Source organism: Micromonospora sp. NPDC049645 (assembly GCF_040675155.1).
Classification (GTDB): domain Bacteria; phylum Actinomycetota; class Actinomycetes; order Mycobacteriales; family Micromonosporaceae; genus Micromonospora.
Genome location: NZ_JBFAOI010000008.1, coordinates 1 through 25,901, shown reverse-complemented (window position 1 = coordinate 25,901; position 25,901 = coordinate 1). Strand labels below are relative to the sequence as shown.

The following is a 25,901-nucleotide window of genomic DNA, read 5'->3' as shown; positions in this document are numbered from 1 at the left end:
CCGGTGACATGGGCCACACAATGGGAATATTGAAGCCGATCACGTACCTGGCGTGACGGCCGAACCTGTCGGACCTGCGGCGTACCGTTGATGACATGGCGCTCGACATTCCCCGGCTCGACGGCCGCTTCCAGGTCGTCAGTGACTTCCAGCCGGCTGGCGACCAGCCGGCCGCGATCGACGATCTTGAGCGTCGGGTTCGGCGCGGCGACCGTAACAGCGTGTTGCTCGGCGCGACCGGCACCGGCAAGAGCGCCACCACGGCGTGGCTGATCGAGCGGCTGCAACGCCCCACCCTGGTGCTCGCCCCGAACAAGACGCTCTGCGCGCAGCTGGCCAAGGAGTTCAGCGAGCTGCTGCCGCACAACGCGGTCGAATACTTCGTGTCGTACTACGACTACTACCAGCCCGAGGCGTACATCCCGCAGACCGACACCTACATCGAGAAGGACTCCTCGATCAACGAGGAGGTCGAGCGGCTGCGGCACTCGGCGACCATGTCGCTGCTCACCCGCCGCGACGTGATCGTGGTGGCGACCGTCTCGGCGATCTACGGTCTGGGCACCCCGGAGGAATACCTCGATCGGGCGGTGCGGGTGCAGGTCGGCCAGGAGCTCGACCGCGACCAGTTGCTGCGCCGGCTGGTCGACATCCAGTACACCCGCAACGACATGGCCTTCCAACGCGGCACCTTCCGGGTCCGTGGCGACACCCTGGAGATCATCCCGGCGTACGAGGAGCTGGCGGTCCGCATCGAGCTGTTCGGTGACGAGGTGGAGAAGCTCTACTACCTCAACCCGTTGACCGGTGACGTGGTGCGCGAGGTCGACCAGCTGGTGATCTTCCCGGCCACCCACTACGCGGCGGGTCCGGAGCGGATGGAGCGGGCGATCCGTGACATCGAGGTCGAGCTGGCCGAGCGGCTCGCCGAGCTGGAGCGGCAGGGCAAGCTGCTGGAGGCGCAGCGGCTGCGGATGCGCACCACCTACGACATCGAGATGATGCGGCAGGTGGGCTTCTGCTCCGGCATCGAGAACTACTCGATGCACATGGACGGCCGGCTGCCCGGCAGCCCACCGCACTGCCTGCTCGACTACTTCCCCGACGACTTCCTCACCGTGGTCGACGAGTCGCACGTCACCATCCCGCAGATCGGCGGCATGTACGAGGGCGACGCGTCGCGTAAGCGGATGCTCATCGACCACGGTTTCCGGCTGCCCAGCGCGGCCGACAACCGGCCGCTGCGCTTCGACGAGTTCCTGGAGCGGGTCGGCCAGATGGTCTTCCTGTCGGCGACCCCGGGCACCTGGGAGATGGAGCAGGCCCAGGGCGAGTTCGTCGAGCAGGTCATCCGACCCACCGGTCTGGTCGACCCGGAGGTGGTGATCAAGCCGACCAAGGGCCAGATCGACGACCTGATGCACGAGATCAAGCTGCGCACCGACCGGGACGAGCGGGTGCTGGTCACCACCCTCACCAAGAAGATGGCCGAGGACCTGTCCGACTACCTCCTGGAGAACGGCATTCGGGTGCGCTACCTGCACTCGGAGGTCGACACGCTGCGCCGGGTGGAGCTGTTGCGCGAGCTGCGCAAGGGCGACTACGACGTGCTCGTCGGCATCAACCTGCTCCGCGAGGGTCTGGACCTGCCCGAGGTGTCGCTGGTGGCGATCCTCGACGCCGACAAGGAGGGCTTCCTGCGCAGCGGCCGGTCGCTGATCCAGACCATCGGGCGGGCCGCTCGTAACGTCTCCGGTCAGGTGCACATGTACGCCGACAAGATCACCCCGTCGATGGCGGCGGCGATCGACGAGACCGATCGGCGGCGGGCCAAGCAGATCGCGCACAACGAGGCCAACGGCATCAGCCCGGAGCCGCTGCGCAAGAAGATCCACGACATCCTGGACGACATCTACCGCGAGGCGGAGGACACCGAGAACTCCCGGGTCGGGGGTGCGGTGCGTCAGCTATCCCGGGGCAAGGCGCCGGTCAAGGAGACCCGCAGCCGCAGCCGGTCCGCCGCCACCACCACCTCGCGGGAGGGGATGGCGAGGGCCGACCTCGCCCAGCTCATCCAGGAGCTCAACGACCAGATGCTGGCCGCCGCCCGCGAGCTGCAGTTCGAGCTGGCGGCCCGGATCCGCGACGAGGTCTCCGACCTGAAGAAGGAACTGCGCGGCATGGACGCCGCGGGCGTGAAGTAGCGGTCTTGGTCGCCGGGTCGCCCACGGCCGGCGTTCCGCTCGGGTGTGGGTGACCGGGGCACGCGAAGGGCGGGCGAGGGTGACGGCGCTGGCACCGATCGACGAGCTGGTCGTCGGGCTGCCGGACGCCCGCCTGCGTCCGTTCGTGGACCGGTACGTCGGCTACCGGGAGCGGGCAGACCTGCCACTGGTTCGTCGGGAGCCGGCGGGCGCCTTCGTGGTGGTGATCCTGGGTTGGGGCGCTCCGCTGGACGTGACCGACCCGCGCAGCGCGGAGCGCGGCGCCAGCACTGTCGACTCCTTCGTGGCCGGCACCTTCGACGGCTGGTGCACCACGCGCATGGTGGGTGTGGGGGAGGGCGTCGAGTTGCTGCTCGCGCCCCTGACCGCCCGTCGGCTCCTCGGCCTGCCGTTGGGTGAGCTGACCAATCGGGCCGTCGACCTGGGGCGGCTACCGGGCCGTTGGCTGGATCGGCTGCGCAACACCCTCGCCGAGACGCCCGGCTGGCCGGAACGGTTCGCCCTGCTCGACCGGGTGCTCGCCGCCCGGCTGGCGGCGTCCCCGCCGGTGGACGCCCGGCTCGACTGGGCGTGGCGGCAGTTGGTGGCCAGCGGGGGCCGGGGCAGCGTCGGCGTGCTGGCCGACGAGTTGGGCTGGAGCCGACGGCATCTCGCCTCCCGGTTCCGGCAGGAGGTCGGGTTGCCGCCCAAGATGGCCGCCCGGCTGCTGCGTTTCCAGCGGGCGTACGCCGCGTTGGCCGAGGTGGGCGGGTCCGTCGACGGGGCCGAGGTGGCGGCCAGGTGTGGCTACTACGACCAGTCCCACCTCATTCGGGACTTCCACCAGTTCGCGGGGGCCACCCCGGCCGCGCTGCGCGCCGCCGGTGGACGATGACCGGCTGGGACGGCCGACCGAGGTCACATTCGTCCAATCCGAATCCGGCCGCCGGTCGCAGAATCGGGTCATGCGAACCGTCTATCCGATCTTCCGTTACCCCGATCCCCGTTTCGCGATCGACTGGCTCCGGTCAGCCTTCGGTTTCCAGGTGCACGCCGTGCACGAGACACCGGACGGCGCGGTCGCGCACGCCGAACTCGTCCTCGACACCGGCATGATCATGCTGGGTGGTCGGGCCGACGCGAAGCCCCGGCCCGCCGACGACGACTGGTCGGTCTACGTGGCGGTGCCGGACGTCGACGCGCACTGTGCGCGGGCCCGCGCGGCCGGCGCCGAGATCGTCCGCGAGCCGTTCGACACCGACTACGGCTCCCGCGACTACGCCGCCCGGGACCTGACCGGCAACGTCTGGTCGTTCGGCACGTACCGACCCTGAATCCACCGCTGAGCTGCGGAAACGGTACGTGGAACCGGGTCCGACCGGTGACCGGCGTCGAATGACCTGATTGCGGTGTGCGAGCAAGCTATTGCACTGGGTGATCGTCCTGCGTAGTCTCCCTGCGTGGGGAGGCCGGGATGCCGCTGCCAACAAGTCCTGTCATTCGACGTGCACGTCTCGGCGCAGAGCTGCGCCAGCTCCGTCGGCGCGAGTCGCTGACCCTGGAGCAGGTCTGCGACCGGCTGGGTTGGGCCTCGACGTCGAAGCTGTCCCGCATCGAGCTGGGTCAGAGTCGCCCGGACCTGGCCGACGTGCTCGATCTGCTGGACGTCTACAAGGTGCCGACACCGGCCCGGGAAGCGCTCATCGTGATCGCCCGGGACGCGGCGACCAGCCGAGGCTGGTGGAAGACGCTCGGCGAGATGAGCGAACGGCAGCGCACCTACGCCGAACTGGAGGCCGGCGCCGCCGACATCGTCGAGTACCAGCCGTCGGTCGTGCCGGGGCTGCTCCAGACACCCGCGTACGCCCGGGTGCTGGTCACGGCCGGCGCCCAGCTCACACCGGAGGTCGACGTGGAGGCCGAGGTGCGCGCTCGGGCGCTGCGGCAGGAGGTGCTGCGGCGGGCCTATCCGCCGCGCTACACGGCGGTGCTCGCCGAGGCCGTCTGCGAGCCGGGTGACCTGCCGGTGGCGGTCTGGCGTGAACAGCTGCGGCACCTGGTCACCGTGACCGGGCTGTCCCACGTCACGGTGCGACTGCTGCCCCGCGGGACGGCCGGCGGTGGGCTGCACCCGCTCACGCCGTACTCCTGCTATGCCTTTCCCGACCCGGCGGACCCGCGCACGGTGATGCTCGAGGCGTTGACCACCGACGTGCGGTTGGCCACCGCGCCCGACATCGACCGCTACGAGCGGATGACCGAGGCGCTGCTGGCCGCCGCGCTGTCACCGGAGGAGACGGTCACCGTGCTGGCCCGCCGCGTCGGCGAGTGAGGCCGAGGGCGCCCAGGGTGGCGCGCCGCGCGGCCACCGGGCCCGGCGCCCCCGAGCCCGTCGGGACCGGCGGCCGGCGCGTGCGCCCGGCACGATAACCGTGGGGTACGACAGCGGCGCTCAGGCCGGTACGTCGAGGAAGTGTTCGACCACCGGCGGCCCCGCGAAGTGCGGTCCGATCAGGGCACGCCACTTCTCGAACCGGTCGGTGGCCCGGAAGTTCTGCTCGTGCGCCTCGACCGAGTCCCATTCGACGAGCAGCACGAAACGGGTCGGAGACTCGATTCCCCGGGTCATCCGCACGGACCGGCAGCCGGTCGCCCCGGCGAGCACCGGGTGACCCTCGGCGTACGCGGCGGCGAACGCGTCCTCGTGTCCGGGTAGTACGTCGATCAACGCGACCTCAAGCACCATGCCGGAAAGCCTCCCACGGGGGCCGGGGTGGGCGGTGTCGCGGGGTCTGTTCCGGCGTCCACGGCACACCTAGGGTGGGCATCGTGATCATTGACTGGCTCACCGGCACCGCGTTTCGGGTGGCCGGTACGGGCACCACCTGGGCGGAGCTGCTGGGGTTCGTGACCGGTGTGCTCAACGTGTGGCTGGTGGCCCGGCAGAGGATCGCCAACTGGCCGATCGGCATCGCCAACGTGCTGCTGCTCATGCTGCTGTTCTGGACCGCCGGGCTGTACGCCGACGCCGGGCTCCAGATCGTCTACGTCGCGCTCGGCTGCTACGGCTGGTGGCACTGGCTGTTCGGTGGCGAGCGGCGCAACGGGCTCACGGTGAGCCGGACGGGGCGACGGGAGTGGTTGACGCTGGGCGTCGTCGGTGTGCTGCTCACCGGCGCGCTGTGGGTGCTGCTGGACCGGGCCACCGACTCGACCGTGCCGTTGCCGGACGCGCTGACCACGGCGCTGTCCCTGCTGGCCACGTACGGGCAGACCCGCAAGCGGGTGGAGAGCTGGTGGCTCTGGATCAGCGCCGACCTGATCTACATTCCGTTGTACGCGTACAAGGGGCTGCACCTGACGGCCGTTCTGTACCTGGTCTTCCTCGCCCTGTGCGTGCTCGGGCTGCGCGCCTGGCGGGCCGACCTGCGTCGGGCCGAGCGGCCGACCGCCGTCCCGCCCGGCCCGGCCCCGGTCGTCGCGTGAGCGCCGGGCCGTCCGGCCGCCCGCCGGCTCCACGCCGGCCGGCGCGGTCCCCGGAGTTCGGGCACGGGCTGGTGGTGGGCAAGTTCTATCCACCGCACGCCGGGCACCACGCGCTGATCGGGGCCGCCGCCGCCCGGTGCGCCGAGGTCACGGTGGTCGTGGCGCCCTCGCGTCGGGAGTCCATCCCGCTTCCGCTACGACTGGACTGGCTGCGCGAGGCGCACGCGGACACGCCGTGGGTTCGGGTCGTCGGCCGGTACGACGACCATCCGGTTGACTACGCCGATCCGGCCGTCTGGGACGCGCACTGCGCGGTGTTCCGCGAGGCGATCGGGCCGGGGCCGGTGGACGCGGTCTTCTCCTCCGAGGCGTACGGCGTCGAGCTGGCGCGCCGCTTCGACGCCGTACCCGTGTCGGTGGATCCGGATCGGCGGACCGTGCCGGTGTCCGGGACGGCCGTGCGCGCGGACCCGGCGGGGCACTGGCGGTGGTTGAGCCCGTCGGTGCGGGCGTGGTTCGTCCGGCGGGTGGTGGTGGTCGGGGCGGAGTCGACCGGGACCACGACGATGGCGGCGGCGCTCGCCGCGCACTACGGCACGTCCTGGGTGCCGGAGTACGGCCGGGAGTTGACCGCCGCCAAGCTGGCCCGGCTGCGCGAGCGCACGCCGGAGGCGACCGTCTTCGACGTCGGTTGGGACCGGGACGACTTCCGCACGGTGGTCCGCGAGCAGCAGGCGGCCGAGGACGCGGCGGCCCGGACGAGCGGGCCGCTGCTGGTCTGCGACACCGACGCGCGGGCGACGGCGGTGTGGGAGGAGCGCTACCTGGGCAGCGCGTCGCCGCAGGTGCGGTCGGCGGCCCGTCGGCCGGCGCTGTATCTGCTGACGGACCACCGGGGGGGTGCCGTTCGCCGATGACGGGCTGCGCGACGGCGAGCACCTGCGGGCCTGGATGACCGAGCGGTTCCGGAGCGAGCTGGCCGGCTGCGGGGTGCCGGTGGTGGAGCTGACCGGGTCGCACGCCGAGCGGTTGGCCCGGGCGGTGCGGGCCTGTGACGACCTGCTCGCGGCCGGCTGGTCGCTCGCCGACCCGATCGCCGCACCCGATGTCAACTAGCCTCCTAGGACACCCTTGCGGAGGTGACGGCGGCGGCAGCCGACGTGACGGGCAGCGACAACTGCTGCGCCGGCACCGTGGCCGGCGCCACCGGCTGCCCGGGGTGTGATCACGGGGCGTGGTGGGCAACAATGGTCACCGAGGAGGGGAGTATTCCCCCGCAACGGAGTCGTCAGCACGGTCGATCGCCGGAACCACGGCGGCCCGACCCGGCCCCGTAGGTCGCCGCCCCTGCCGGGGCGACGGCGGAAGAGACCTCCGACAGTCACCAGAGTGAGCGACAGCGGCACACCGGCCCTCGCGGGGGCGTACGGTGTGCCCGACGCCGCGTGTCTGCCGGAGGAATGAACGTTGGACGTGTCCGGATTGGTGTGGGCGGGGACGCTTGTCGCACTGACTGCGGTCCTGCTCGTCGACCTGTTGATCATTGGTCGGCGCCCGCACGAGCCGAGTGTGCGGGAGTCGAGCCTCTGGGTCGCCTTCTACGTCGGCCTTGCCCTGCTCTTCGGCGCGGGTGTCTGGTTGACCTCCGGGGCCAGCGCGGCCGGCCAGTTCTACACCGGCTGGCTCACCGAGTACAGCCTCTCGGTGGACAACCTCTTCGTCTTCGTGATCATCATGGCCCGTTTCGGGGTGCCTCGGCAGTACCAGCAGAAGGTGCTGCTCGTCGGCATCGTGCTGGCCCTGGTGATGCGCGGTGGGTTCATCGCCGCCGGCGCGGCGCTGATCTCGCAGTTCTCCTGGGTCTTCTACATCTTCGGCGCGTTCCTGATCTACACGGCGGTGAACCTGGCCCGGCAGGGTGAGCCGGACGAGGACGAGTTCTCGGAGAACCTGCTGATCCGGTGGAGCCGCCGAGCGCTGCCGATCTCCAAGGGCTACGACGACGCGAAGCTGATCACCCACGAGAACGGCCGTCGGCTGTTCACCCCGATGCTGATCGTGATGATCGCGATCGGCACCACCGACCTGATCTTCGCACTGGACTCGATCCCGGCGATCTTCGGCATCACCCAGGAGCCGTACCTGGTCTTCACCGCGAACGTCTTCGCGCTGATGGGCCTTCGTCAGCTCTACTTCCTGCTCGGTGGCCTGCTCGACCGGCTGATCTACCTGAGCTACGGCCTGGCCGTGGTGCTCGGCTTCATCGGGGTCAAGCTGGTGTTGGAGGCGTTGGCCGACAACAACCTGCCGTTCATCAACGGTGGCGAGCACGTCGGCTGGGCGCCGCACATCCCGATCTGGTTGTCGCTGCTGGTGATCATCGGCACGCTCGGCGTCGCCACCGCCGCCAGCCTGATCAAGTCCGCTCGGGACCGGCGCCGCGAGTTGGCCGACGCCCGACGTTGACGGCTCGCCGGCCGGGTGCGGACACGCGCCCGGCCGGTCAGACCCGGTGCGCGCCGACCAGCGTCGCGGCCCGGTCGGCCGGCAACGGCTCCTCGATGACCCGTCGCCGCCGGTAGCAGGCGTGCAACATCCGACGCTGGCCATCGTCGCCGGGGGCGGTGACGATGCCGATGTGGTGGATCTTGCGGCCGGGGCGGGCGAAGAAGTAGAGATCACCGGGGCGTTCCGCGCCCAACGGCACCGGGGTGGTGGCCACGGCCTGGTCGTCGGCGTCGCGGGGGAGCAGCACCCCGAACCGCCGCCAGGCCAGGTGCACCAGCCCGGAGCAGTCGATGCCGTGCGCGGAGAGCCCACCCCAGATGTAGACCACGTCCAGGAGCCGCTGTGCCACCGCGAGCGCCTGCTCGGCGGTCGGCGTCGCGGCCGACGCGGGGGCCAGGTGCTCGTCGGGCAGCCAGAGCGGGGCGGCCCGGCCGGGGACGTGCACCGGTCGCCAGTCGTCCTGCGCGGGGCCGGCCGGAACGAGACGGGTGCCGACGACCACGCCGGGCAGCACCACCGGGCCGTTCGGGGTGGCGTGCAGCGCAGTGACCGTGGCATCCACCGCCAGCGGGTGCTCAGTGCCGGTGCGGGCCGGGTCGATGGGGGCCAGTTGGTCGGCGGGGAGCCAACCCGGGTAGCCGCGGGGGTCCAGCTTGGCGGCTGGTTGTTCGACGGCGACGACCCGGGCCCAGCCGTCCGGGCGTAGCTCGCCGACGAGGACCCGCTCACCGAGTAGAAGTTGGCTCAGCACGCAGTCGCCGACCTGCTGGTCGGTGTCCATTCCGGACACCCAGGCCGAGATGTCGGCGCCGGCCGTCAGCGCCGGGCGGTCGACCGGGCGGACTGCCTCGGGGGAGGTCCACAGCGTTGCCACCGCGACCCGGACGACGGCCTCCCGGCCCGGTTGCAGCTCCACGTCAACCCCCAGATCGTCTCGGTTGTCCAGGGAAACCCTATGAAGAAAACTACCCATCCTCAACCGCGAGCCTGCACCTTAGCTTCAGCAATTCCGGAGATGCCCAGGCCAGGGGAGTTCGGTAGCACCACGGTCGCGCCGTCGTAGCGGATACCGCCCTGCACCGGCGACCAGGCCAGCCACCACGCCGCGTCCAGGTCGGCCACGGCGGTGGTGCCGTACGCGCCGACCAGGCTCGCCGCCGCCCCGATGCCGACCTGGCTCTCCATCATCGAGCCGACCACCGTGCCGAGCCCGTGCGCGGTGGCCAGATCCAGCAGGGTCCGGGCCGGGTGCAGCCCGCCACACTTGGCCAGCTTGACGTTGACCAGGTCGGCGGCCCGGCGGCGGATCACCTCCACCAGGTCGCGGACCCCGAAGACCGCCTCGTCGGCCAGGATCGGCACGGACACCCGGTCGCTGACCCAGGCCAGCCCGTCCAGGTCCCAGCGGATCACCGGCTGCTCGACCAACTCGACGTCGAGCCCGGCGTCCTCGATGCCGCGGATCACCCGGACCGCCTCCCGGGGCGTCCAGCCCTGGTTGGCGTCGAGCCGGATCCGGGTGCCGGGGCCGACGGCCGCGCGTACCGCTCGGACCCGGTCCAGGTCGGTGGCCGCGTCGGTGCCGACCTTCAACTTGAGCACCTCGAAGCCGTCGGCCTGCCGCTGGCGCGCCGCCGCCGCCAGGTCCACGGCGTCGCCCGCCGCCAGGGTGACGTCCGTCGGGACGCGCAGCGTGGTGCCCCCGAGCAACCGCACCAGGGGTACGCCCAGCCGTTGCGCGGCGAGGTCGTGCAGGGCGACGTCCACCGCCGCCTTCGCCGCCTCGTTGCCGACCACCGCGCGCTGCACCTCGGCGCAACGGGTCACCAGGTCGTCCGGGTCACGGCCGATCAGCTGCGGGCCGAGCAGTTCGCGGACGCACGCCTGCGCCCCGGCGACCGACGCTCCGGTGACCTGCCACACCTGGGGCGCCTCCCCGAAGCCGGACCGGCCGTCGCTGTCGACGAGTTCGACGATCAGCGTGTCCACTGTGGTGGTACGACGCAACGCGGTGACGAACGGGGTGTGTAGGGGAGCGGAAACCCGGTGGGTGTGTACCGCCGAGATCGTCATGTAGGGCACCCTATACGCAGGTTCACGGTGGGAGGGGAGACCGGATGACCGGGCAGGGCTGGGAGCTGGTGGGTGCACCGAACGCGCGTGACCTGGGCGGGTTGGTCGGCGCGGACGGGCGGCGGGTCCGGGTGGGTCAGCTGATCCGTACGCCGGCGTTGGGGCGGCTCACCGACGAGGACCTGCCGGTGCTCGCGAAGCTGGGGCCGGCGTGCGTCGTGGATCTGCGTGATTCCACGGAGATCGCGGTCGCTCCGGCGGATCGGCTCGCCGGTGAGCCACGGGTGGTGCGCCTGCCGGTGCACGATCCGGAGCACCCGGTCTTCACGTACGTGTCGGCGGTGTTGCTCGGTCACGACCTGGACGCGTACGCCGAGCTGGCCCGGCAGGGGACCGGCGGGGCGATGGCGGCGATCTACCGCTGGTTCGTCACGGGCGAGTCGGCGCGGGTCGGTTTCGCCGAGGCGGTGCGCTTGGCGGCCCGGCCGGAGAACCTGCCGCTGCTCTACCACTGCTCGGCCGGCAAGGACCGCACCGGCTGGTTGACCGTCATCCTGTTGACGGCGCTCGGGGTGGACGAGGCGGCGATCCGCGCGGACTACCTGCGCAACAACGAGTTGACCGACAGTCTGCGCGCGGTGATCGTCGAGGCGATGCGGCGGCGGAGTCCCGAGTTGGACGTCGACGCGGTGTTGCCGGTGCTGGAGGTCCGCGCCGAGTACCTCGACGCCGGTTACGACGAGGTGCGCCGGGTGCACGGTTCGTTCGACGCGTACCTGCGCGACGGGTTGGGTCTCACCGACTCCGAGCTGACGGCGCTGCGGGCGCAGCTGCTCGAGTGACCGGCGCGCCGGTGGGGGCGTGGGGCGAGGCTGTCGGGTCAGAGCTGGTGGCGGGCGGCCCAGACCTGCGCCGAGACGTGCGCGATCAGCAGGCAGGCGTCGTCCTCCACGTGGTCTGCACCGGCGGTGCCGTCGGCCGGGTCGGTGGTGGTGCAGACGGCGATCAGGTAGGGCGGGGCGTCGTCGGGGAGCACCACGCCGGCGCCGTGGCGGACGCCGCGTACCCAGCCGTTCTTGTGCGCGATGCGGGTGCCCTCGGGCAGGCCGGCGGCCAGGTCCTCGCGGTGTTCCTGGGCGAGTAGGACGTCCAGCATGGCGGTGCAGGCGGTCGGCGAGGCGAGGTCGCCGGGGGTGGTGGCCCCGGTGGCCAGCGCGCCGAGCAGGGCGGCCAGGTCGGCGGCGGTGACGGTGTTGGTGATGCCGGCCGCACGGGCGGCGAAGTCCTCGATGCCGCGGCCGGTGACGCTGTTGCGGGCTCCGGCGAGCGCCCAGACCTCGGCGACCGCGGGCAGCCCGACGTGACCGAGAACGAGGTTGGTGGCCAGGTTGCTGGAGCGCACGATCATCCGGTCGGCCAGCCAGCGCAGGGACGCGGTGTCGCCGAGCCGGTCCCAGACCGCGTCGTCGTTGTCGTAGGGCTGTGCGCAGGGGAACCGGGGTGCGCCGGGTTGGGCGGAGTCGAATTCGTTGACGACCGGGACCGGGGCGTCCAGTTCCAGGGTGCCGGCGTCGGCGGCGCGGTGCAGCGCGGCGAGCACCGCCACCTTCATGGTGCTCGCGGCGTAGTGGGTGGCGTCCGGGTGGCGGGTCCAGGTGGGTGGGGCGTCGAGCCGGCCCACGTACGCCGAGACGGCGCCGGGCACCCGGTCCAGGTGGGCGTCGAGATCATCCCAGATCATGCCGGTGACCGTAGCGGATCAGCGGTGGGCGGGTTCGGGTGCCCGTGGCGGAAGACACCGGGCGCGCCGGCCGCAAGCGGCCGACGCGCCCGGTGTCGGGGTGCTGGTGGGGTCAGCCGGCGTGCTTGCGGCGGGCGGCGGCCCGGCCGCGCTGCTGCTGGTCGAGCACCACCTTGCGGATGCGCACCGCGGTCGGGGTGACCTCGACGCACTCGTCCTCGCGGCAGAACTCCAGCGCCTGCTCCAGGGAGAGCTTGCGCGGCGGGATCAGCTTCTCCGTCTCGTCGGAGGTCGACGCCCGCATGTTGGTGAGCTTCTTCTCCTTGGTGATGTTGACGTCCATGTCGTCGGAGCGGGAATTCTCCCCGACGATCATGCCCTCGTACACCTCGGTGGTCGGGTCGACGAAGAGCTGGCCGCGCTCCTGGAGGTTGATCATCGCGAAGGCGGTGACCGCGCCGGCCCGGTCGGCGACCAGCGACCCGTTGTTGCGGGTGCGCAGCTCGCCGAACCACGGCTCGTACGACTCGAAGACGTGGTGCAGGATGCCGGTGCCGCGGGTGTCGGTGAGGAACTCGGTGCGGAAGCCGATCAGGCCGCGCGCCGGGACCAGCCACTCCATCCGGATCCAGCCGGTGCCGTGGTTGACCAGCTGCTCCATCCGACCCTTGCGGGTGGCGAGGAGCTGGGTGATCGCGCCGAGGTATTCCTCCGGGGCGTCGATGGTCAGCCGCTCGACCGGCTCGCAGGTCTTGCCGTCGATCTCCTTGGTGACGACCTGCGGCTTGCCGACGGTCAGCTCGTAGCTCTCCCGGCGCATCTGCTCGACCAGGATGGCCAGTGCCAGCTCGCCGCGGCCCTGCACCTCCCAGGCGTCCGGTCGCTCGGTGGGCAGCACCCGCAGCGACACGTTGCCGATCAGCTCCTTGTCGAGCCGGTCCTTGACCATCCGCGCGGTGACCTTGGAGCCCTTGACCCGGCCGACCAGCGGCGACGTGTTGGTGCCGATGGTCATCGAGATGGCCGGCTCGTCGACGGTGATCAGCGGCAGCGCGACCGGGTTCTCCACGTCGGCGAGCGTCTCGCCGATCATGATCTCCGGGATGCCGGCGACGGCGATGATGTCGCCCGGTCCGGCGGTCTCGGCCGGCTTGCGCTCCAGGCCCTCGGTCATCAGCATCTCGGAGATGCGGACCCGCTGGGTGCTGCCGTCGGTGCGGCACCAGGCCACCGTCTGACCCTTGCTGATGGTGCCCTGGCGGACCCGGCACAGCGCCAGCCGGCCGAGGAACGGCGAGGCGTCGAGGTTGGTGACGTGCGCCTGCAACGGCGCGCCGTCCTCGTACGCGGGTGCCGGGATGGTGTCCAGCAGGGTGCGGAACAGCGGCTCCAGCGAGGTGCTGTCGTCGGGCACCGAGCCGTCGGCGGGCTGGGTCAGCGAGGCGATGCCGTCGCGGGCGCAGGCGTAGACGATCGGGAAGTCGATCTGCTCCTCGTCGGCGTCCAGGTCGAGGAAGAGCTCGTAGGTGTCGTCCACGACCTCCTTGATCCGGGCGTCGGGACGGTCCACCTTGTTGATCACCAGGATGATCGGCATCCGCGCCCGCAGCGCCTTGCGCAGCACGAAGCGGGTCTGCGGCAGCGGGCCCTCGCTGGCGTCGACGAGCAGCACCACACCGTCGACCATGGTGAGGCCGCGCTCGACCTCACCGCCGAAGTCGGCGTGGCCGGGGGTGTCGATGATGTTGATGGTGACCGGGTCGGAGCCGTCCGCCGGCAGGTAGTGCACGCCGGTGTTCTTGGCGAGGATCGTGATGCCCTTTTCCCGCTCCAGGTCCCCGGAGTCCATCACCCGCTCGGTGTTCTCGCCGCGTGCGCCGTACGCGCCGGCCTGCCGCAACATGGCGTCGACCAGGGTGGTCTTGCCGTGGTCGACGTGAGCGATGATGGCGACGTTGCGGAGGTCGGTGCGAAGCTGCATACCCTCTATCCTTCCGCCTGCGCTCGCGCAGGCTGCGTCGGGGTCACCCCCAGGTGCCCCTGATCTATGGTGAAACCGCTGTGCCGGTGGTTCCCCCGGCTGGCATGCTGGCTCCCGTGTCCCGGGGGCCTGAGTGCACGACCTGCTGACCTGGGTGCAGGGTCTGCCCACCCTGTGGATCTACCTGGTCGCCGCGCTGATCGTGGCGGGCGAGACCGCGGTGATCTTCGGCCTGCTCGTGCCGGGTGAGGCTACCCTGCTGCTGGTCGGCTTCCTCACCTACAACGGTACCTTGCGGCTCGGGCCGGCGTTGCTCGCGATGATCGTCGCGGCGGTCGTCGGCGACGGGCTGGCCTTTCGCGCCGGGCGGCGGTACGGCCCCCGGCTGCGCGCCGGGCTGGGTCACCGGGTCGGGCCCGCGCGGTGGGCGCGGGCCGACGCCATGCTGGCCCGCCTCGGTGGGCGGGGTGTGTTCGCCGCCCGGTGGGTGGCCTTCGCCCGCACCCTGGTGCCTCGGCTGGCCGGTGCGGCCGGCATGCCGTACCGGCGGTTCGCGCTGTGGAACCTGGCCGGGGTGGTGACCTGGGTGGGCGGTTCGGTGCTGCTGGGTCACCTCGCCGGTGAGTCGTACGACACGGTCTCCCGGTTGCTCGGCCGGGCCACCGGTGTGGCGCTGCTGCTGCTGGCCGGTCTGGTGGGTGTGGTGCTCGTCGGGCGGTGGCTGGGTCGCAACCCCGACCCGGTGCGCGCGTTGCTGTCCCGCGCGGGGGCGTTGCCCCCGGTGCGCTGGCTCACCGCCCGCTACGGGGTGCTGTTCTTCCTGGTCGCCATGCGGGTGGGCCCGGCCTGGACGCTGCTGCTGAACCTGGCCGCTGGGCTGGTGTTGCTGTTCGCCGCCGGGCTGGCCATCGCCGGTCTGCTCGCCGTGGCGGTACGCAACAGCGGGCTGGCCGCGCTGGACGGCGCCATCGCGGGATGGTTCGCGGCTCGACGTACCCCGGACGCCGCCGAGGCCACCCTGGTCGTGGTGTCGGTGGTACGGGGGTCGGTGTTGATCCTGTTGGTGGCGCTGGTGGCGGCGGTGCTGGCGTGGCGCAACCGGCCCTGGCGGGCGGACCTGCTCAGCGTGGTCGGCACGGTGGGCGCGTTCGTGCCGCTCGTGGTGCTGGCCGTGGTGGCCGAGTTGACCGGCCCGAACGGCACGGGCCCGGGCGGCGGTGAGGTGGCGGCGCTGTCCACCCAGAACGCCGTGGTCGCGGCGAGCTTCTGCACCCTGGCCTGGCTGGTGTCGCGCAGCGCCCGGTGGCCGGTGGCGGTGGCCGCCTGGACCACCGCCGCGGCCGGGGTGCTCGGGGTCGGCGGCGCGCGGCTCTACCTCGGGTTGGACACGGCGAGCGGCACCGCCGCGGCGGTGCTGCTCGGGGTGCTCTGGACGGTGGTGTTCATGGTGGCCTGGGCCACCCGGGACCGGGCGGTGGGGGACCGCGAGTCGCCGGCCGAGCAGGCCCGAGGACCGTCGAAGGGGCACCGCCGGCCGGTCGAGCCTTGCTAGGGTGCGGCGACGACCACTGGGGGAGGCAACGGCATGGTTCGACACACCGGTCGGCGGGGCGCCGCGGTGCTCGCCGGGCTCCTGCTGGCCAGCGCCCTGGTCGGCTGCGCCGGCAAGGGCGAGAGTCCGCAGGGCCTGGCCGCGCCGGTCGCTGCCACCGACGCGGCGACGGATGCCCCGTCCGACGAGGTCGGCGGGGAGCCGAGCCCGTCGGTGAGCGCGGTGGAGTCGATGGGCGTCGCGCCGACCTCCCGGGCGACCCCGAAGCCGACGCCGACGCCGCCGAAGAAGCCGACCCGCGCGGCGCCGAAGCCTCGCGCGATACCGAAGCCGCCCACCGAGACCGAGGTCCCGCCGGCGCCGCCGAAACCGGCGCCGACCTCCTGCAAGCCGACCTACAAGGGCACCCAGGCGAGCCGGGCCGCGGTGAAGGCGGCGCTGACCGACGCGGCGGAGCGCACCTACTGGCCGGTCTCCGCACCGGACATCAAGATCCCGCTCAACCTGCTCAAGGCCACCGCCTGGCAGGAGAGCGGCTGGCAGTCCAACATCTACGCCTGCGACGGCGGGGTCGGGTTGTTGCAGGTGATGCCGGGCACCGCGACCTGGATGAACCAGCGGTTCGAGAAGAGCTACGAGATCGACGTCTACCAGGACAACGCCTACCTCGGCGCGACCTACCTGGCCTGGGCGACGAAGTACATCGGTGACATGTACTTCGAGTCCGACTTCCGTCTCGACCCGGCCCTGTGCACCGCCGAGTTGAACTCCTGCCTGCTCAACGCGGTCATCGCCGCGTACAACTTCGGGCACGGGGCGGTGGCGCGGGAGGGGGAGCCGTTGACCATCCCCAACCCGTCGTACGTGCGCAACGTGCGGGCGTTGATGAGCGAGTGCGTCTGCCTGGACTACTGACCCCGACGGGGGGCCACGTCGACGTCGAAGTGGCCCCGCCGCAGCGTCGGTCAGTCGTGCGCGGCCACCGGCTCCGGTGATGTCGGGGTGGCCCGCGCCGGGTCGCGGGTGATCCGGCCGGGCCACCAGAAGCCGTCGCCGAGCACGAACGCCAGCGCCGGCACCAGGACCGTCCGGACCAGCAGGGTGTCGAGCAGGACGCCGATGCAGACGATGACGCCGATCTGGGTCAACGTGATCAGTGGCAGCACACCGAGCACGGCGAAGACCGCGGCGAGCAGCACCCCGGCGCTGGTGATCACGCCGCCGGTGACCCGCAGGGCGGAGAGCATCCCCGCGCGGGTGCCGGCGCCGCGAGCGTCCTCCCTGGCCCTGGTGACCAGGAAGATGTTGTAGTCCACCCCGAGCGCCACCAGGAACACGAAGGCGAGCAGCAGCACCCCGCTGTCCAGGGCGGGGAAGCCGAGCACGTGGTCGAAGAGCAGCCAGGCCGCGCCGAGGCTGGCGAAGAACGACGCGATCACGGTGAGCACCAGCAGCAGCGGCGCGAGCAGGCCACGCAGCAGGAGCACGAGCACGGCGCCGACCAGCAGCAGGATGATCGGCAGGATGAGCCGCAGGTCACGGTCGTTGGCCTCGTCGGAGTCGTAGGTGGCGGCCACCGAGCCGCCGACGATCGCCCCGGACGGCGCGTCGGCGTCGGCGGCGGCCGGCGGCGCGGAGTCGGGCACGGCGGCGACCGCCGTACGCAGCGCCTCGATCGCGCGGTCCGAGGCGGTGGTGCCGGGTTCGGCGTCGAGGACCACGTCGACCTGGGCGACGGCCGCACCGGCGTCGCCGGGGCGGGCCGAGGCGACACCGGGTACCGCGGCGGCCGCGTCGGTCACCGCCCGCACCGCCGCCGGGGTGGTGATCACCGCGACCGGTTGGGTGCTGCCGGCGGGGAACGCCCTGGCCAGGGTCTGTGCCCCGGTCACCGCCTCGGGCTCGGACCGGAACTGTTCGGTCTCGGACAGGCCGGTACGGATGCCGAGCCCGCCCAGCGCCAGGCCGGCGAGCAGGAGGGTGGCCAGCGTCGCGACCACCACCGGGCGGCGTTCCACGGCGGCGCCGAGCCGACCCCAGAACCGACCCTCGCGCACCGGGCCGCCGACGCGGGGCACGAACGGCCAGAACAGGCCACGCCCGAAGAGCACCAGCACGGCGGGGAGCACGAACAGGGCCGAGAGCATGGCGAAGACCACACCGGTGGCGCAGGCCACCGCCAGTGCCCGGTTGGTCTCCTGCTCACTGAGCAGCAGGGTGAGGACGCCGAGCACGACGGTGCCGCCGCTGGCGACGATGGGTTCGGCGGTGCGGCGCAGCGCGGCGCGCATCGCCGCGAACCGGTCCTCCTCGCGGCGCAACTCCTCCCGGTAGCGGGCGATGAGCAGCAGCGCGTAGTCGGTGGCGGCGCCGAAGACCAGCACGCTGGCGATGCCGGTGACCTGACCCTGTTGGAGGTTGATGCCGACGGCCGGCACGATGACGTCCACCGCGCGCAGGGTGAGCTGCTCGGTCGCGGCGACCACGACCAGCGGCACGATCCAGAGGAACGGGCTGCGGTAGGTGATCAGCAGGAGCAGCGCGACCACGGCGGCGGTCACCGCGAGCAGGGTGACGTCGGCGCCGTCGAACACCGAGGAGAGGTCGGCGGTGAAGGCCGGTGCGCCGGTCACCTCGGCGGTCAGCCCGTCGGGCAGGTCCGCCAGGGCGGTGCGCAGCTGGGTCACCGTGTCGGTGACGACGTCCTGCCCGCCGGCGGTGTCCAGCGGCACGGCGACGAGGGCCACCGCGCCGTCCGGGGAGACCTGGGCCGGGCTGACCTGCCCACCCACCGCGAAGCGGCGCAGGTCGTCGGTGCGAGCGCCGACGGTGGCCCGGTCGGTCTCGCTCAGCGCGCCGCCGTCGGCGCGGCTGACCACCACGATGGCCGGCTGCACGTCGCTGGCGGGTAACTGCTCCTGCAACCGCTGCACCTGGGTCGACTGCCAACCGGCGGACAGGCCGGTGGCGGAGACCGGCGCCGGGTTGTCCGGTTGCGGCGTGGCGAAGACGGCCGCGCCGACGACGATCGCGGCGGCCACGGTGAGCCAGGCCGCCAGTCGGCCGCGAGCGACTCGGGTGAACACAGACATCAGCTGCCCCAGGTCTTTTGAAAGACAAGTATCTTGATAGTCGAGATTATCGACGGCTGTTCTATGCTGCAACCCGGGGGACCGACGACGGGAAGAGCGGCGCGAGGTGGCGACTCACGGCATGTACCGGCGGCGCGACACGCGCCGCGAACAGCTGGTCGCGGAGATCACCAACAACCTCCGGCGGTACGCGGCGGACGCCCAGCAGGTCGGCCACGCCTTCGCCAACCTGCACGGCCTCAACCCGACCGACCTGCAGGCGTTGATCGCGGTGATGGACGCCGAGCTGCTCGGTGACCCGATCACCCCCGGCCGCCTCGGTGAGCAGCTGAACCTCTCCTCGGGCTCGGTCACCGCCCTGATCGACCGACTGGAGCGGGCCGGGCACATCCGCCGCGACCGGGACACCGTCGACCGACGCAAGGTGCTGCTGCACTACGCCGACCAGGGCGCCGCCCTGGCCATGGAGTTCTTCCAGCCGCTGGGCGCCCGTACCGACACGGTGATGGCCCGCTTCGGCGAGGACGAGTTGGAGGTGGTGCACCGGTTCCTGGCGGAGATGAGCGAGTCGCTGCGCGGGCACCGGGACGACGTGCGCGCCGCCCGGCCCGAGCCGCCCCGCCGCCCGACGGGCTGAGCGGTGCCGCACCGGCTCGTCACCCGCCTCGCCAGCGCCGCACTGCGCCTGCCACCGACCCGTCCCAACCCGGTGCGGGTCACCCGCGACCTCGCGGTGCCGGCCCGTGACGGTGTGCTGCTGCGCACCGACCACTACGCTCCGGGCGTCCGGGACGCGCCGACCGTGCTGATCCGCACCCCCTACGGCCGGGGTGGACCACTGCGGCTGCTCGGTCGGCTGCTCGCCGCGCGGGGTCGACACGCGGTGATCCAGTCCTGTCGGGGCACCGGCGGCTCCGGTGGGACGTTCGCCCCGCTCGTGCACGAACGCGACGACGGTGTGGACACCCTGCGCTGGCTGCGCCGCCAGCCCTGGTGGTCCGGCCAACTGGGCATGTTCGGGGTCAGCTACCAGGGCTTCGCGCAGTGGGCGTTGGCCGCCGACGCCGACGAGGAGCTGCGCGCGATGGTCGCGGTGGTGACCGCCTCGGCCACCCGCGACTCGACGTACGCGGGGGAGTCCTTCGCCCTGGACACCGTGCTGACCTGGGCGGAGCTGCTGCACGCGCAGACCGTGCCGTGGCTGGCCCGGCAGTGGGAACTCAAACGCGGGCAGCCCCGGCTGGCCGCCGCGCTGGAGCACCTGCCGCTGGCCGAGGCCGACCAGGTGGCCACCGGCGTGACCATCCCGTTCTTCCAGGAGTGGCTGCGCCACCACACCCCGCAGGCCGCGTACTGGCGGACCCGGGTCTTCGCCGACCAGGTCGCGAAGGTGCGGGCGCCGGTGGTGATGGTCAGCGGTTGGCACGACATCTTCCTGCCCGCCCAACTCGACGACCACGCCGTGCTGCGCGCCGCCGGCACACGGCCGCGCCTGGTGATCGGCCCGTGGACGCACGGCAGCCCCGGACTGTTCGTGGCCGCGCTGCGCGAGGGGCTGGCCTGGCTCGACGAACACCTGCCGACCGGGCCACCGGCGGGTGGGCGGTCCCGGCCCGCCGACCCGCCCGTGCGGCTCTACGTCAGTGGTGCCGGTGGCGGCTGGCGGGAACTGCCGGACTGGCCACCGCCGGCGGTCGCGACCGCCTGGCACCTGCATCCGGGCGGTGAGCTGGCGATACGGCCCCCGGTCCCGTCCCCACCGGACCGGTTCCGCTACGACCCCGCCGACCCCACCCCGTCGACGGGTGGGCCACTGCTCGTCGCCCAGCGGGCCGGCCCGGTGGACAACCGGACGGTCGAGGCCCGCCCGGACGTGCTGACCTACACCAGTGCCTCGTTGACCGGGCCGGTCGAGGTGATCGGTCCGGTCAGCGCCGAGATCCACGTCCGCAGCGAACTGTCGCACCTGGACGTCTTCGTGCGGCTGTGCGACGTGGACCGGCGGGGCCGCTCGTGGAACGTCTGCGACGGCCTGGTGCGGGTCACCCCCGAGCGCTTCCCGGCCGACCCCTCCGGGGTGCTGCGGATTCCGGTGTTGCTCTGGCCGACCGCGTACCGGTTCGCCGCCGGGCACCGGCTGCGCGTGCAGGTCTCCGGTGGCGCCCATCCACGGTGGGCCCGCAACCCCGGCACCGGGGAACCCCTCGGCACGGCGGTGACGCTGCGTGCCGGGTGGCGGCAGGTCTTGCACGATCCGGCGCACCCCTCGGCGTTGCTGCTGCCCATCGTCCACTCTGCCCCGCCTGAATATCCATTCTGAACGGACCCCTCCTGAGCTGGGCGTTTGTCGGAAACGCGGGCTATGGTTGAGTCAACGCCCGGCGCCGTGCACCAGTAGGCCGGGCTCGTCCAAAGCCCAGCACCGCGTACGCGGTGTGACGTCATGCCCGGCCCCCGTTCATCGGAAAGGGGGACCCCATGACCCGGGCCCCGGCTAATCTCCTGGCCGTCCGAAGCCTGCTCCTCACCCACCTCGACAACGCCCCCGGGCCGGACGACCTGGACCCGGGCGAGGTCGGCATCGTCGGCGACACGGCCCATCGAGGCGGCTACCACTGCGGTTCGGACCGGGTGGTCCCCAACGACTACTCGGTGGTCGAGTCGCCTCGCGACCGGCGCGGGCTGACCCTCGACGCGGCGGCGTTGGACGTCGGCCAGTTCAACGTCCGCTCCGGTGGTCGTACCAACACCCTGCCCAGTTTCTCGATCTGGTGCGTTGCGCAGTGCGCCGCGAACGCGGCCGACACCCGGGACATCCGCGAGATCATCTACAGCCCCGACGGCACCACCGTGAAGCGGTGGGACCGCCTCGGCAAGCGGACCACCGGCGACAGCTCGCACCGCTGGCACACCCACTTCAGTTTCTTCCGCGACGCCATCAAGGCGGGCCGCGACCAGCGGCCGTTGTTCCGCCGCTACCTCAGCTCCATCGGACTCCTGGAGGACGACATGACCCCCGAAGAACACAACTGGCTCGCCACCGTCCACAAGAACCTCACCGTGCTGGACGGCCGTAACCCGGTCGGGCAGATCTACACCCGGATGGCGATGGGTGAGGATGTCACCGTCCCGAACTACACCCCGGCGCACCCGACGCTCAAGTCGATCGCCGCGCAGGTGGGCGCCGTGCAGGCCGCGCTGACCGCGCTGTCCAACCGGGACTTCACCGACGAGGAGGCGATCGTCCAGGGCGTGCTGGCCGGGCTGACGCCGGAGGAGATCGCGGCCGCGATCCCGCCCACGATCGCCAAGCAGGTAGCCGACGAGTTGGCCCGCCGGCTCGTCGCCTGAGCGAGGGGCGGCTCGTAGCCGCCGGGCCGCCCCTCTTGACGCAATGCGCAACGACTGTTGGGCAATGAGTATTGCGCAACAGTCGTTGCGGATGTCAGGCTGTCGGCATGGACACCCCCGACGTACGGCAGATCACCGACTCCCGAGTGTTGGCCGCCATGGCCCACCCACTGCGCCGCCGGCTGATGGACGTGTTCAAGGTGCACGGGCCCTCGACCGTCGGTCTGCTCGCCGAACGCACCGACCAGGCCCCCGCGAACGTCAGCCACCACCTCAAGGTCCTCGCCGCCGCGGACCTGGTCACCGAGGCGCCCGAGCTGGCCCGGGACCGGCGCGAGCGCTGGTGGCGCCTGGTCACCCGGAGGCTGAGCTGGTCCAACGCCGACTTCGACACCGACCCGGCTTCCCGGGCGGTCGCCGACGCCGCCACCTCGCTCAACCTGGACCGGCACGTCGCTCTCGCGCGGGCCTGGCACGCCGTCGACGAGACCACCCAGGCGACCTGGCACGACGCGCCGTTCTCCACCGACCACTGGCTGCACCTCACTCCGGACGAGTTGGCCGAGCTGAGTCGCGAACTGATCGGCGTCCTCGCGCGGTGGGCCGACCGGGAGGTGCCCGACGACGACGTCGACCGTCGGCCGGTCTTCGTGTTCGTCCACGGCGTACCGGCCCGCCCGTGACCACCGCCACCCGCAGCGACCCCACCGACGCCCGGCCTGCCGGCGGGCTGCTGCGGCACCGCGACTTCCGGCTGCTCTGGGCCGGTCAGGCGGTCAGCAGCGTCGGCAGCAACGTCACCACCGTCGCGTTGCCCCTGGTCGCGGTCGCCGTGCTCGACGCCGGCACCTTCCAGGTGGCGGTGCTCACCGCCGCGGCGTGGCTGCCCTGGCTGCTGATCGGCCTGCCGGCCGGCGCGTGGGTCGACCGACTACCCCGTCGACCGGTGATGGTGATCTGCGACCTCTTCTGCGCGGCGGCCTTCCTCAGCGTCCCGCTGGCCGCCCTGCTGGACCGGCTCACCGTCGGGCAACTGCTGGTGGTCGCCCTCGGTGCGGGCGTCGCGCGGGTCTTCTTCGAAACCGCCGACCAGGTCTACCTGCCGGTGCTGCTGCGACCCGAGCAACTGCCGGACGGCAACGCCAAACTGCAGGCGACCCAGACTGTCAGCTACGTCGTCGGGCCCGGCCTCGCCGGTCTGATCGCCCAGCTCACCGGCGCCGTCGCCGCGCTGCTGCTGGACGCCCTCACGTTCCTGCTCTCCGCGGTTTTCCTGCTGCGGATCCGCACCCGCGAACCACGCGTACGCCGAGCGGGGAAGCCCCGCTCGCTGCGTCAGGACATCACCGAGGGGCTGCGCTTCGTCATCCGCGATCCGTACCTGCGGGTGCTGACCCTCTTCGGCGCGGCCAGCAACATCGGGCTGATCGGCTACCAGGCCGTCCTGGTGGTCTTCCTGGTACGTGAGTTGCGTCTCGAACCGGGCCTGGTGGGCGGCCTGGTCGGGGTGATGAGTGCGGGCGGGATCGTCGGAGCGCTCCTCGCCACCAGGCTCGCCCGCCGCTGTGGGACGGCGCGGGCCCTGCTGATCGGGGGGGCGTTCACCGGCCCACCGGCCCTGCTGATCCCACTCGCCGCGCCCGGCATCGGATTGGTCTGGCCGGCCGTCGGTGGCGTGCTGATCGGCCTGGGGGTGGCCATCGGCAACGTGGTCAAGGGTGCCTTCCGACAGACGTACACGCCGCACCAGCTGCTGGGCCGGGTGACGGTCAGCATGCAACTGCTCAACTACGGAACGATCCCGCTGGCAGCCCTGCTGGCCGGTGTGATCGGCGCGCGCTACGGCGTCGGAACAGCGATCCTCGTGATGACCGCCTGGTCGGCGTTCACCCCGTTGATCCTGTTGGTCGGGCCAATCCGGAGGCGGCGGGACCTGCCCGCCGCCCCGGTGGCGTCTTGAGTGCGCTGCGACGGCGGCCGGAGACCGGCCGCCGTCACCGGCACGGAGCTACATCGGGCGGACGTTGTCCGCCTGCGGACCCTTCTGCCCCTGGGTCACCTCGAACTCGACCTTCTGGCCCTCGTTGAGCTCCCGGTAGCCGCTCGTCGCGATGGCGGAGTAGTGGACGAACACGTCCGGCCCTCCACCGTCCTGCTCGATGAAGCCGAAGCCCTTTTCCGAGTTGAACCACTTAACCGTGCCGGTTGCCATGCATCTCTCCCTGTTCAAAGCGGCTGACCCTCGGCCTCTGGCCGATGATCGCCCGTACCTGTTCGACAGTAACGGGCAAAACCCCGATCCGCTGGCCGAAGTGCCGTAGGTCTTCGGCGGAAGTCGGGTGAACTCTGCGCGCCGGCATGCGAAACCCGCCCCGACCAACCGTCGCTGGGGCATGCTTGCGCCGATGACAGATGCCGCAGCCGACGCGCTGACCAAGCTGGAACGCGAGATCGACGCGCCCGGCGCCGGTCTGGACCGGCTCCGGTTGATGCCCACCCCGTTCGTCCCCGAGGTACGACTGCACCTGGCCGAGGACGCCATCGTCTGGTGGTCCCGGATGGAAGCCGCCGCCGGGCACGCATTGCCGGCGCCGTACTGGGCGTCCGCCTGGCCCGGAGGGCAGGCCCTGGCCCGTCACCTCCTGGACCACCCGGAGTTGGTCGCCGGTCGTCGGGTGCTCGACCTCGCCGCCGGGTCCGGGCTGGTGGCCATCGCCGCCGCGCTGGCCGGCGCGGCGGAGGTGACCGCCAACGACATCGACCCGTACGCCGTCGCCGCCATCATCCTCAACGCGCGGGCCAACCGGGTCCCCATCGACGCCACCGGTGACGACCTGCTCGACGGCACCGAGACGAAAGCCGACCTGGTCCTCGCCGGCGACGTCTTCTACGACCGCGCGATGGCCGACCGGATGCTGCCGTTCCTGCAGCGGGCCGCCGCCGCAGGTGCCGACGTGCTGGTCGGCGACCCCGGGCGCGGACACCTACCGGCGGACCGCCTGACGGTGCTGGCCGACTACCCCGTGCCCACCACCGAACCGTCGGTCGACTCGTCGCTGCGCCGCGTGCAGGTGCTGCGACCCTGCTGAGCCGCCGCGCCGCCTCAGGGGCGACCCCGAGGCGGATACCAGGGGTCACTGGGGGCTACGACCCGATGTCCGAAGTGGTACGGCGGCCATAGCGTCGACGCATGACGCAATGGCTGACCCAGATCGGAGAACTACCGGTTCTGCTGCTGATGGGTGCGCTCGGGCTCGTCATGCTCTTCGACGCCGTACCCCTGCTGGGTGTCCTGATCCCCGGCGACGTCGCGATCCTCGCCGCGGTCGGGGTGGGCCGCCCGACCACCGGGCTGGCCACCTTCACCGCCGTGCTGGTCGGCTGCCTGGCCGGCTGGTCGACGAGCTTCCTGATCGGCCGCCGCTACTCCGAACGGCTCCGACACAGCCGCATCGGCGACTGGATCGGCGAGACCCGCTGGGCGGCGGCGGAAGGCATCCTCCGACGTGGCGGCGGCCGGATGATGGTCGTCGCGCCGTTCCTGCCGATCTTCAACGCGTTGCTGCCGCTCGCCGCCGGTGGGCTGCGGATGTCGTACCGCCGATTCCTCGGCTGCGCGACGCTCGGCGCGGCCGCCTGGGCCGGTCTCTACCTCGCTTTGGGCACCGCGTCCCGGTCGGTGGCCGGGCTGCTGCCCGGGAACCCCAGCCCGCTGCTGGTCACGATGGGGGTTGGACTGGTGCTGGCTTCCGTCGTGTTGCTGGGGGCGCGGCGGCGGTTGTTCTCGGTCGTTGGCTGATTTTGTGCTCTTTCCGGGGGGCGTGGGGGCTTGGGGTCGGGTTGCGGTGGGAGGCGGGGGCCCGCCGTGCCCGGCTCCGGGCGGTCAGGCTTGGTCCCTGCGCCGGGCACGGCG

Annotated in this window: 25 protein-coding genes; 18 read left to right on the top strand and 7 right to left on the bottom strand. The window is 72.0% G+C overall.

Going from position 1 to position 25,901, the window contains the following annotated elements; genetic code table 11:
• Window positions 1-95: 95 nt before the first annotated feature.
• The 4 genes from uvrB to AB0J33_RS19070 all read left to right on the top strand — a co-directional run bounded on the left by uvrB (window position 96) and on the right by AB0J33_RS19070 (window position 4,536).
• Window positions 96-2,204: an excinuclease ABC subunit UvrB gene (gene uvrB / locus AB0J33_RS19085; protein ID WP_363615270.1), complete on the top strand. Its 2,109-nt coding sequence runs from the start codon at window positions 96-98 to the stop codon at window positions 2,202-2,204.
• 79 nt (window positions 2,205-2,283) lie between these two features.
• A complete protein-coding gene (locus AB0J33_RS19080) occupies window positions 2,284-3,099 on the top strand; it encodes a helix-turn-helix domain-containing protein (protein WP_363615268.1) in 816 nt (271 codons plus the stop codon).
• Between the two features lie 70 nt (window positions 3,100-3,169).
• Window positions 3,170-3,538, top strand: coding sequence for a VOC family protein (locus AB0J33_RS19075; RefSeq protein ID WP_363615266.1), 369 nt, complete (start codon window positions 3,170-3,172; stop codon window positions 3,536-3,538).
• Window positions 3,539-3,678: 140 nt separating this feature from the next.
• Window positions 3,679-4,536: a helix-turn-helix transcriptional regulator gene (locus AB0J33_RS19070; protein ID WP_363615264.1), complete on the top strand. Its 858-nt coding sequence runs from the start codon at window positions 3,679-3,681 to the stop codon at window positions 4,534-4,536.
• A 120-nt stretch (window positions 4,537-4,656) separates the two neighbouring features.
• Here the strand turns inward: AB0J33_RS19070 and AB0J33_RS19065 are convergent, their stop codons facing one another.
• The gene (locus AB0J33_RS19065) at window positions 4,657-4,950 is read right to left on the bottom strand and encodes an antibiotic biosynthesis monooxygenase family protein (protein ID WP_363615262.1); all 294 of its coding nucleotides are present in this window, start codon (window positions 4,948-4,950) and stop codon (window positions 4,657-4,659) included.
• 83 nt (window positions 4,951-5,033) lie between these two features.
• Between AB0J33_RS19065 and pnuC the strand changes: the two genes are divergently transcribed.
• The 4 genes from pnuC (at window position 5,034) to AB0J33_RS19045 (ending at window position 8,156) form a co-directional block, all read left to right on the top strand.
• Window positions 5,034-5,690 carry a nicotinamide riboside transporter PnuC gene (gene pnuC / locus AB0J33_RS19060; RefSeq protein WP_363615260.1) on the top strand — a complete coding sequence of 219 codons (657 nt, stop codon included), beginning with the start codon at window positions 5,034-5,036 and terminating at the stop codon, window positions 5,688-5,690.
• Window positions 5,687-6,607, top strand: coding sequence for an AAA family ATPase (locus tag AB0J33_RS19055; protein WP_363615258.1), 921 nt, complete (start codon window positions 5,687-5,689; stop codon window positions 6,605-6,607). Before pnuC ends, AB0J33_RS19055 begins: the two co-directional genes overlap by 4 nt.
• A complete protein-coding gene (locus AB0J33_RS19050) occupies window positions 6,591-6,806 on the top strand; it encodes a hypothetical protein (RefSeq protein ID WP_363615256.1) in 216 nt (71 codons plus the stop codon). Before AB0J33_RS19055 ends, AB0J33_RS19050 begins: the two co-directional genes overlap by 17 nt.
• A gap of 351 nt (window positions 6,807-7,157) precedes the next feature.
• Window positions 7,158-8,156, top strand: a complete 999-nt coding sequence (locus tag AB0J33_RS19045) for a TerC family protein (RefSeq protein WP_363615254.1) — start codon at window positions 7,158-7,160, stop codon at window positions 8,154-8,156.
• A gap of 37 nt (window positions 8,157-8,193) precedes the next feature.
• On the opposite strand, the gene AB0J33_RS19040 is transcribed toward AB0J33_RS19045, so the two are convergent.
• Both AB0J33_RS19040 and AB0J33_RS19035 read right to left on the bottom strand, forming a co-directional pair.
• Window positions 8,194-9,114 carry an NlpC/P60 family protein gene (locus AB0J33_RS19040; protein WP_363615252.1) on the bottom strand — a complete coding sequence of 307 codons (921 nt, stop codon included), beginning with the start codon at window positions 9,112-9,114 and terminating at the stop codon, window positions 8,194-8,196.
• 59 nt (window positions 9,115-9,173) lie between these two features.
• Complete coding sequence (locus tag AB0J33_RS19035) at window positions 9,174-10,271, bottom strand: dipeptide epimerase (protein WP_363615250.1); 1,098 nt, start codon at window positions 10,269-10,271, stop codon at window positions 9,174-9,176.
• A 44-nt stretch (window positions 10,272-10,315) separates the two neighbouring features.
• On the opposite strand from AB0J33_RS19035, the gene AB0J33_RS19030 reads away from it, so the two are divergent.
• Window positions 10,316-11,113, top strand: a complete 798-nt coding sequence (locus tag AB0J33_RS19030; RefSeq protein WP_363615248.1) for a tyrosine-protein phosphatase — start codon at window positions 10,316-10,318, stop codon at window positions 11,111-11,113.
• Window positions 11,114-11,151: 38 nt separating this feature from the next.
• Here AB0J33_RS19030 and AB0J33_RS19025 read toward each other — a convergent pair whose 3' ends face one another.
• Both AB0J33_RS19025 and typA read right to left on the bottom strand, forming a co-directional pair.
• Window positions 11,152-12,012 carry a serine hydrolase gene (locus tag AB0J33_RS19025; protein WP_363615246.1) on the bottom strand — a complete coding sequence of 287 codons (861 nt, stop codon included), beginning with the start codon at window positions 12,010-12,012 and terminating at the stop codon, window positions 11,152-11,154.
• Between the two features lie 112 nt (window positions 12,013-12,124).
• Window positions 12,125-13,993: a translational GTPase TypA gene (gene typA / locus AB0J33_RS19020; RefSeq protein ID WP_363615244.1), complete on the bottom strand. Its 1,869-nt coding sequence runs from the start codon at window positions 13,991-13,993 to the stop codon at window positions 12,125-12,127.
• 133 nt (window positions 13,994-14,126) lie between these two features.
• On the opposite strand from typA, the gene AB0J33_RS19015 reads away from it, so the two are divergent.
• Both AB0J33_RS19015 and AB0J33_RS19010 read left to right on the top strand, forming a co-directional pair.
• Window positions 14,127-15,545 carry a DedA family protein gene (locus tag AB0J33_RS19015; RefSeq protein WP_363615242.1) on the top strand — a complete coding sequence of 473 codons (1,419 nt, stop codon included), beginning with the start codon at window positions 14,127-14,129 and terminating at the stop codon, window positions 15,543-15,545.
• Window positions 15,546-15,578: 33 nt separating this feature from the next.
• The gene (locus AB0J33_RS19010; RefSeq protein WP_363615240.1) at window positions 15,579-16,460 is read left to right on the top strand and encodes a lytic transglycosylase domain-containing protein; all 882 of its coding nucleotides are present in this window, start codon (window positions 15,579-15,581) and stop codon (window positions 16,458-16,460) included.
• A gap of 50 nt (window positions 16,461-16,510) precedes the next feature.
• On the opposite strand, the gene AB0J33_RS19005 is transcribed toward AB0J33_RS19010, so the two are convergent.
• Window positions 16,511-18,637, bottom strand: a complete 2,127-nt coding sequence (locus tag AB0J33_RS19005) for an efflux RND transporter permease subunit (RefSeq protein WP_363615238.1) — start codon at window positions 18,635-18,637, stop codon at window positions 16,511-16,513.
• Window positions 18,638-18,758: 121 nt separating this feature from the next.
• Between AB0J33_RS19005 and AB0J33_RS19000 the strand changes: the two genes are divergently transcribed.
• The 5 genes from AB0J33_RS19000 (at window position 18,759) to AB0J33_RS18980 (ending at window position 23,948) form a co-directional block, all read left to right on the top strand.
• The gene (locus AB0J33_RS19000) at window positions 18,759-19,274 is read left to right on the top strand and encodes a MarR family transcriptional regulator (protein WP_363615236.1); all 516 of its coding nucleotides are present in this window, start codon (window positions 18,759-18,761) and stop codon (window positions 19,272-19,274) included.
• Window positions 19,275-19,277: 3 nt separating this feature from the next.
• Complete coding sequence (locus AB0J33_RS18995; RefSeq protein ID WP_363615234.1) at window positions 19,278-20,957, top strand: CocE/NonD family hydrolase; 1,680 nt, start codon at window positions 19,278-19,280, stop codon at window positions 20,955-20,957.
• 158 nt (window positions 20,958-21,115) lie between these two features.
• Window positions 21,116-21,988 carry a hypothetical protein gene (locus tag AB0J33_RS18990; protein ID WP_363615232.1) on the top strand — a complete coding sequence of 291 codons (873 nt, stop codon included), beginning with the start codon at window positions 21,116-21,118 and terminating at the stop codon, window positions 21,986-21,988.
• A 107-nt stretch (window positions 21,989-22,095) separates the two neighbouring features.
• Complete coding sequence (locus AB0J33_RS18985) at window positions 22,096-22,671, top strand: helix-turn-helix domain-containing protein (protein ID WP_363615230.1); 576 nt, start codon at window positions 22,096-22,098, stop codon at window positions 22,669-22,671.
• Entirely contained in the window at window positions 22,668-23,948 is a 1,281-nt protein-coding gene (locus tag AB0J33_RS18980; protein ID WP_363615228.1) for an MFS transporter, read from the top strand. The genes AB0J33_RS18985 and AB0J33_RS18980 overlap by 4 nt, the downstream gene beginning before the upstream one ends.
• A gap of 48 nt (window positions 23,949-23,996) precedes the next feature.
• Here the strand turns inward: AB0J33_RS18980 and AB0J33_RS18975 are convergent, their stop codons facing one another.
• Window positions 23,997-24,200 (bottom strand): cold-shock protein, encoded by a 204-nt coding sequence (locus AB0J33_RS18975; protein ID WP_007072071.1) that lies wholly within the window; start codon window positions 24,198-24,200, stop codon window positions 23,997-23,999.
• Window positions 24,201-24,393: 193 nt separating this feature from the next.
• Here AB0J33_RS18975 and AB0J33_RS18970 point away from each other — a divergent pair, with 193 nt between their 5' ends.
• Entirely contained in the window at window positions 24,394-25,077 is a 684-nt protein-coding gene (locus AB0J33_RS18970; protein WP_363615226.1) for a 50S ribosomal protein L11 methyltransferase, read from the top strand.
• A 101-nt stretch (window positions 25,078-25,178) separates the two neighbouring features.
• Entirely contained in the window at window positions 25,179-25,787 is a 609-nt protein-coding gene (locus tag AB0J33_RS18965; protein ID WP_363615224.1) for a VTT domain-containing protein, read from the top strand.
• The last annotated feature ends 114 nt before the right edge of the window (window positions 25,788-25,901 follow it).

Excerpts from the sequence above, each read along its gene's own strand:
- uvrB (WP_363615270.1), top strand. The coding sequence starts at position 96 with ATGGCGCTCGACATTCCCCGGCTCGACGGCCGCTTCCAGGTCGTCAGT.
- AB0J33_RS19075 (WP_363615266.1), top strand. The coding sequence starts at position 3,170 with ATGCGAACCGTCTATCCGATCTTCCGTTACCCCGATCCCCGTTTCGCG.
- AB0J33_RS19070 (WP_363615264.1), top strand. The coding sequence starts at position 3,679 with ATGCCGCTGCCAACAAGTCCTGTCATTCGACGTGCACGTCTCGGCGCA.
- AB0J33_RS19065 (WP_363615262.1), bottom strand. The coding sequence starts at position 4,950 with ATGGTGCTTGAGGTCGCGTTGATCGACGTACTACCCGGACACGAGGAC.
- AB0J33_RS19035 (WP_363615250.1), bottom strand. The coding sequence starts at position 10,271 with ATGACGATCTCGGCGGTACACACCCACCGGGTTTCCGCTCCCCTACAC.
- AB0J33_RS19030 (WP_363615248.1), top strand. The coding sequence starts at position 10,316 with ATGACCGGGCAGGGCTGGGAGCTGGTGGGTGCACCGAACGCGCGTGAC.
- AB0J33_RS19025 (WP_363615246.1), bottom strand. The coding sequence starts at position 12,012 with ATGATCTGGGATGATCTCGACGCCCACCTGGACCGGGTGCCCGGCGCC.
- typA (WP_363615244.1), bottom strand. The coding sequence starts at position 13,993 with ATGCAGCTTCGCACCGACCTCCGCAACGTCGCCATCATCGCTCACGTC.
- AB0J33_RS19010 (WP_363615240.1), top strand. The coding sequence starts at position 15,579 with ATGGTTCGACACACCGGTCGGCGGGGCGCCGCGGTGCTCGCCGGGCTC.
- AB0J33_RS19005 (WP_363615238.1), bottom strand. The coding sequence starts at position 18,637 with ATGTCTGTGTTCACCCGAGTCGCTCGCGGCCGACTGGCGGCCTGGCTC.
- AB0J33_RS19000 (WP_363615236.1), top strand. The coding sequence starts at position 18,759 with ATGTACCGGCGGCGCGACACGCGCCGCGAACAGCTGGTCGCGGAGATC.
- AB0J33_RS18990 (WP_363615232.1), top strand. The coding sequence starts at position 21,116 with ATGACCCGGGCCCCGGCTAATCTCCTGGCCGTCCGAAGCCTGCTCCTC.
- AB0J33_RS18985 (WP_363615230.1), top strand. The coding sequence starts at position 22,096 with ATGGACACCCCCGACGTACGGCAGATCACCGACTCCCGAGTGTTGGCC.
- AB0J33_RS18975 (WP_007072071.1), bottom strand. The coding sequence starts at position 24,200 with ATGGCAACCGGCACGGTTAAGTGGTTCAACTCGGAAAAGGGCTTCGGC.
- AB0J33_RS18970 (WP_363615226.1), top strand. The coding sequence starts at position 24,394 with ATGACAGATGCCGCAGCCGACGCGCTGACCAAGCTGGAACGCGAGATC.
- AB0J33_RS18965 (WP_363615224.1), top strand. The coding sequence starts at position 25,179 with ATGACGCAATGGCTGACCCAGATCGGAGAACTACCGGTTCTGCTGCTG.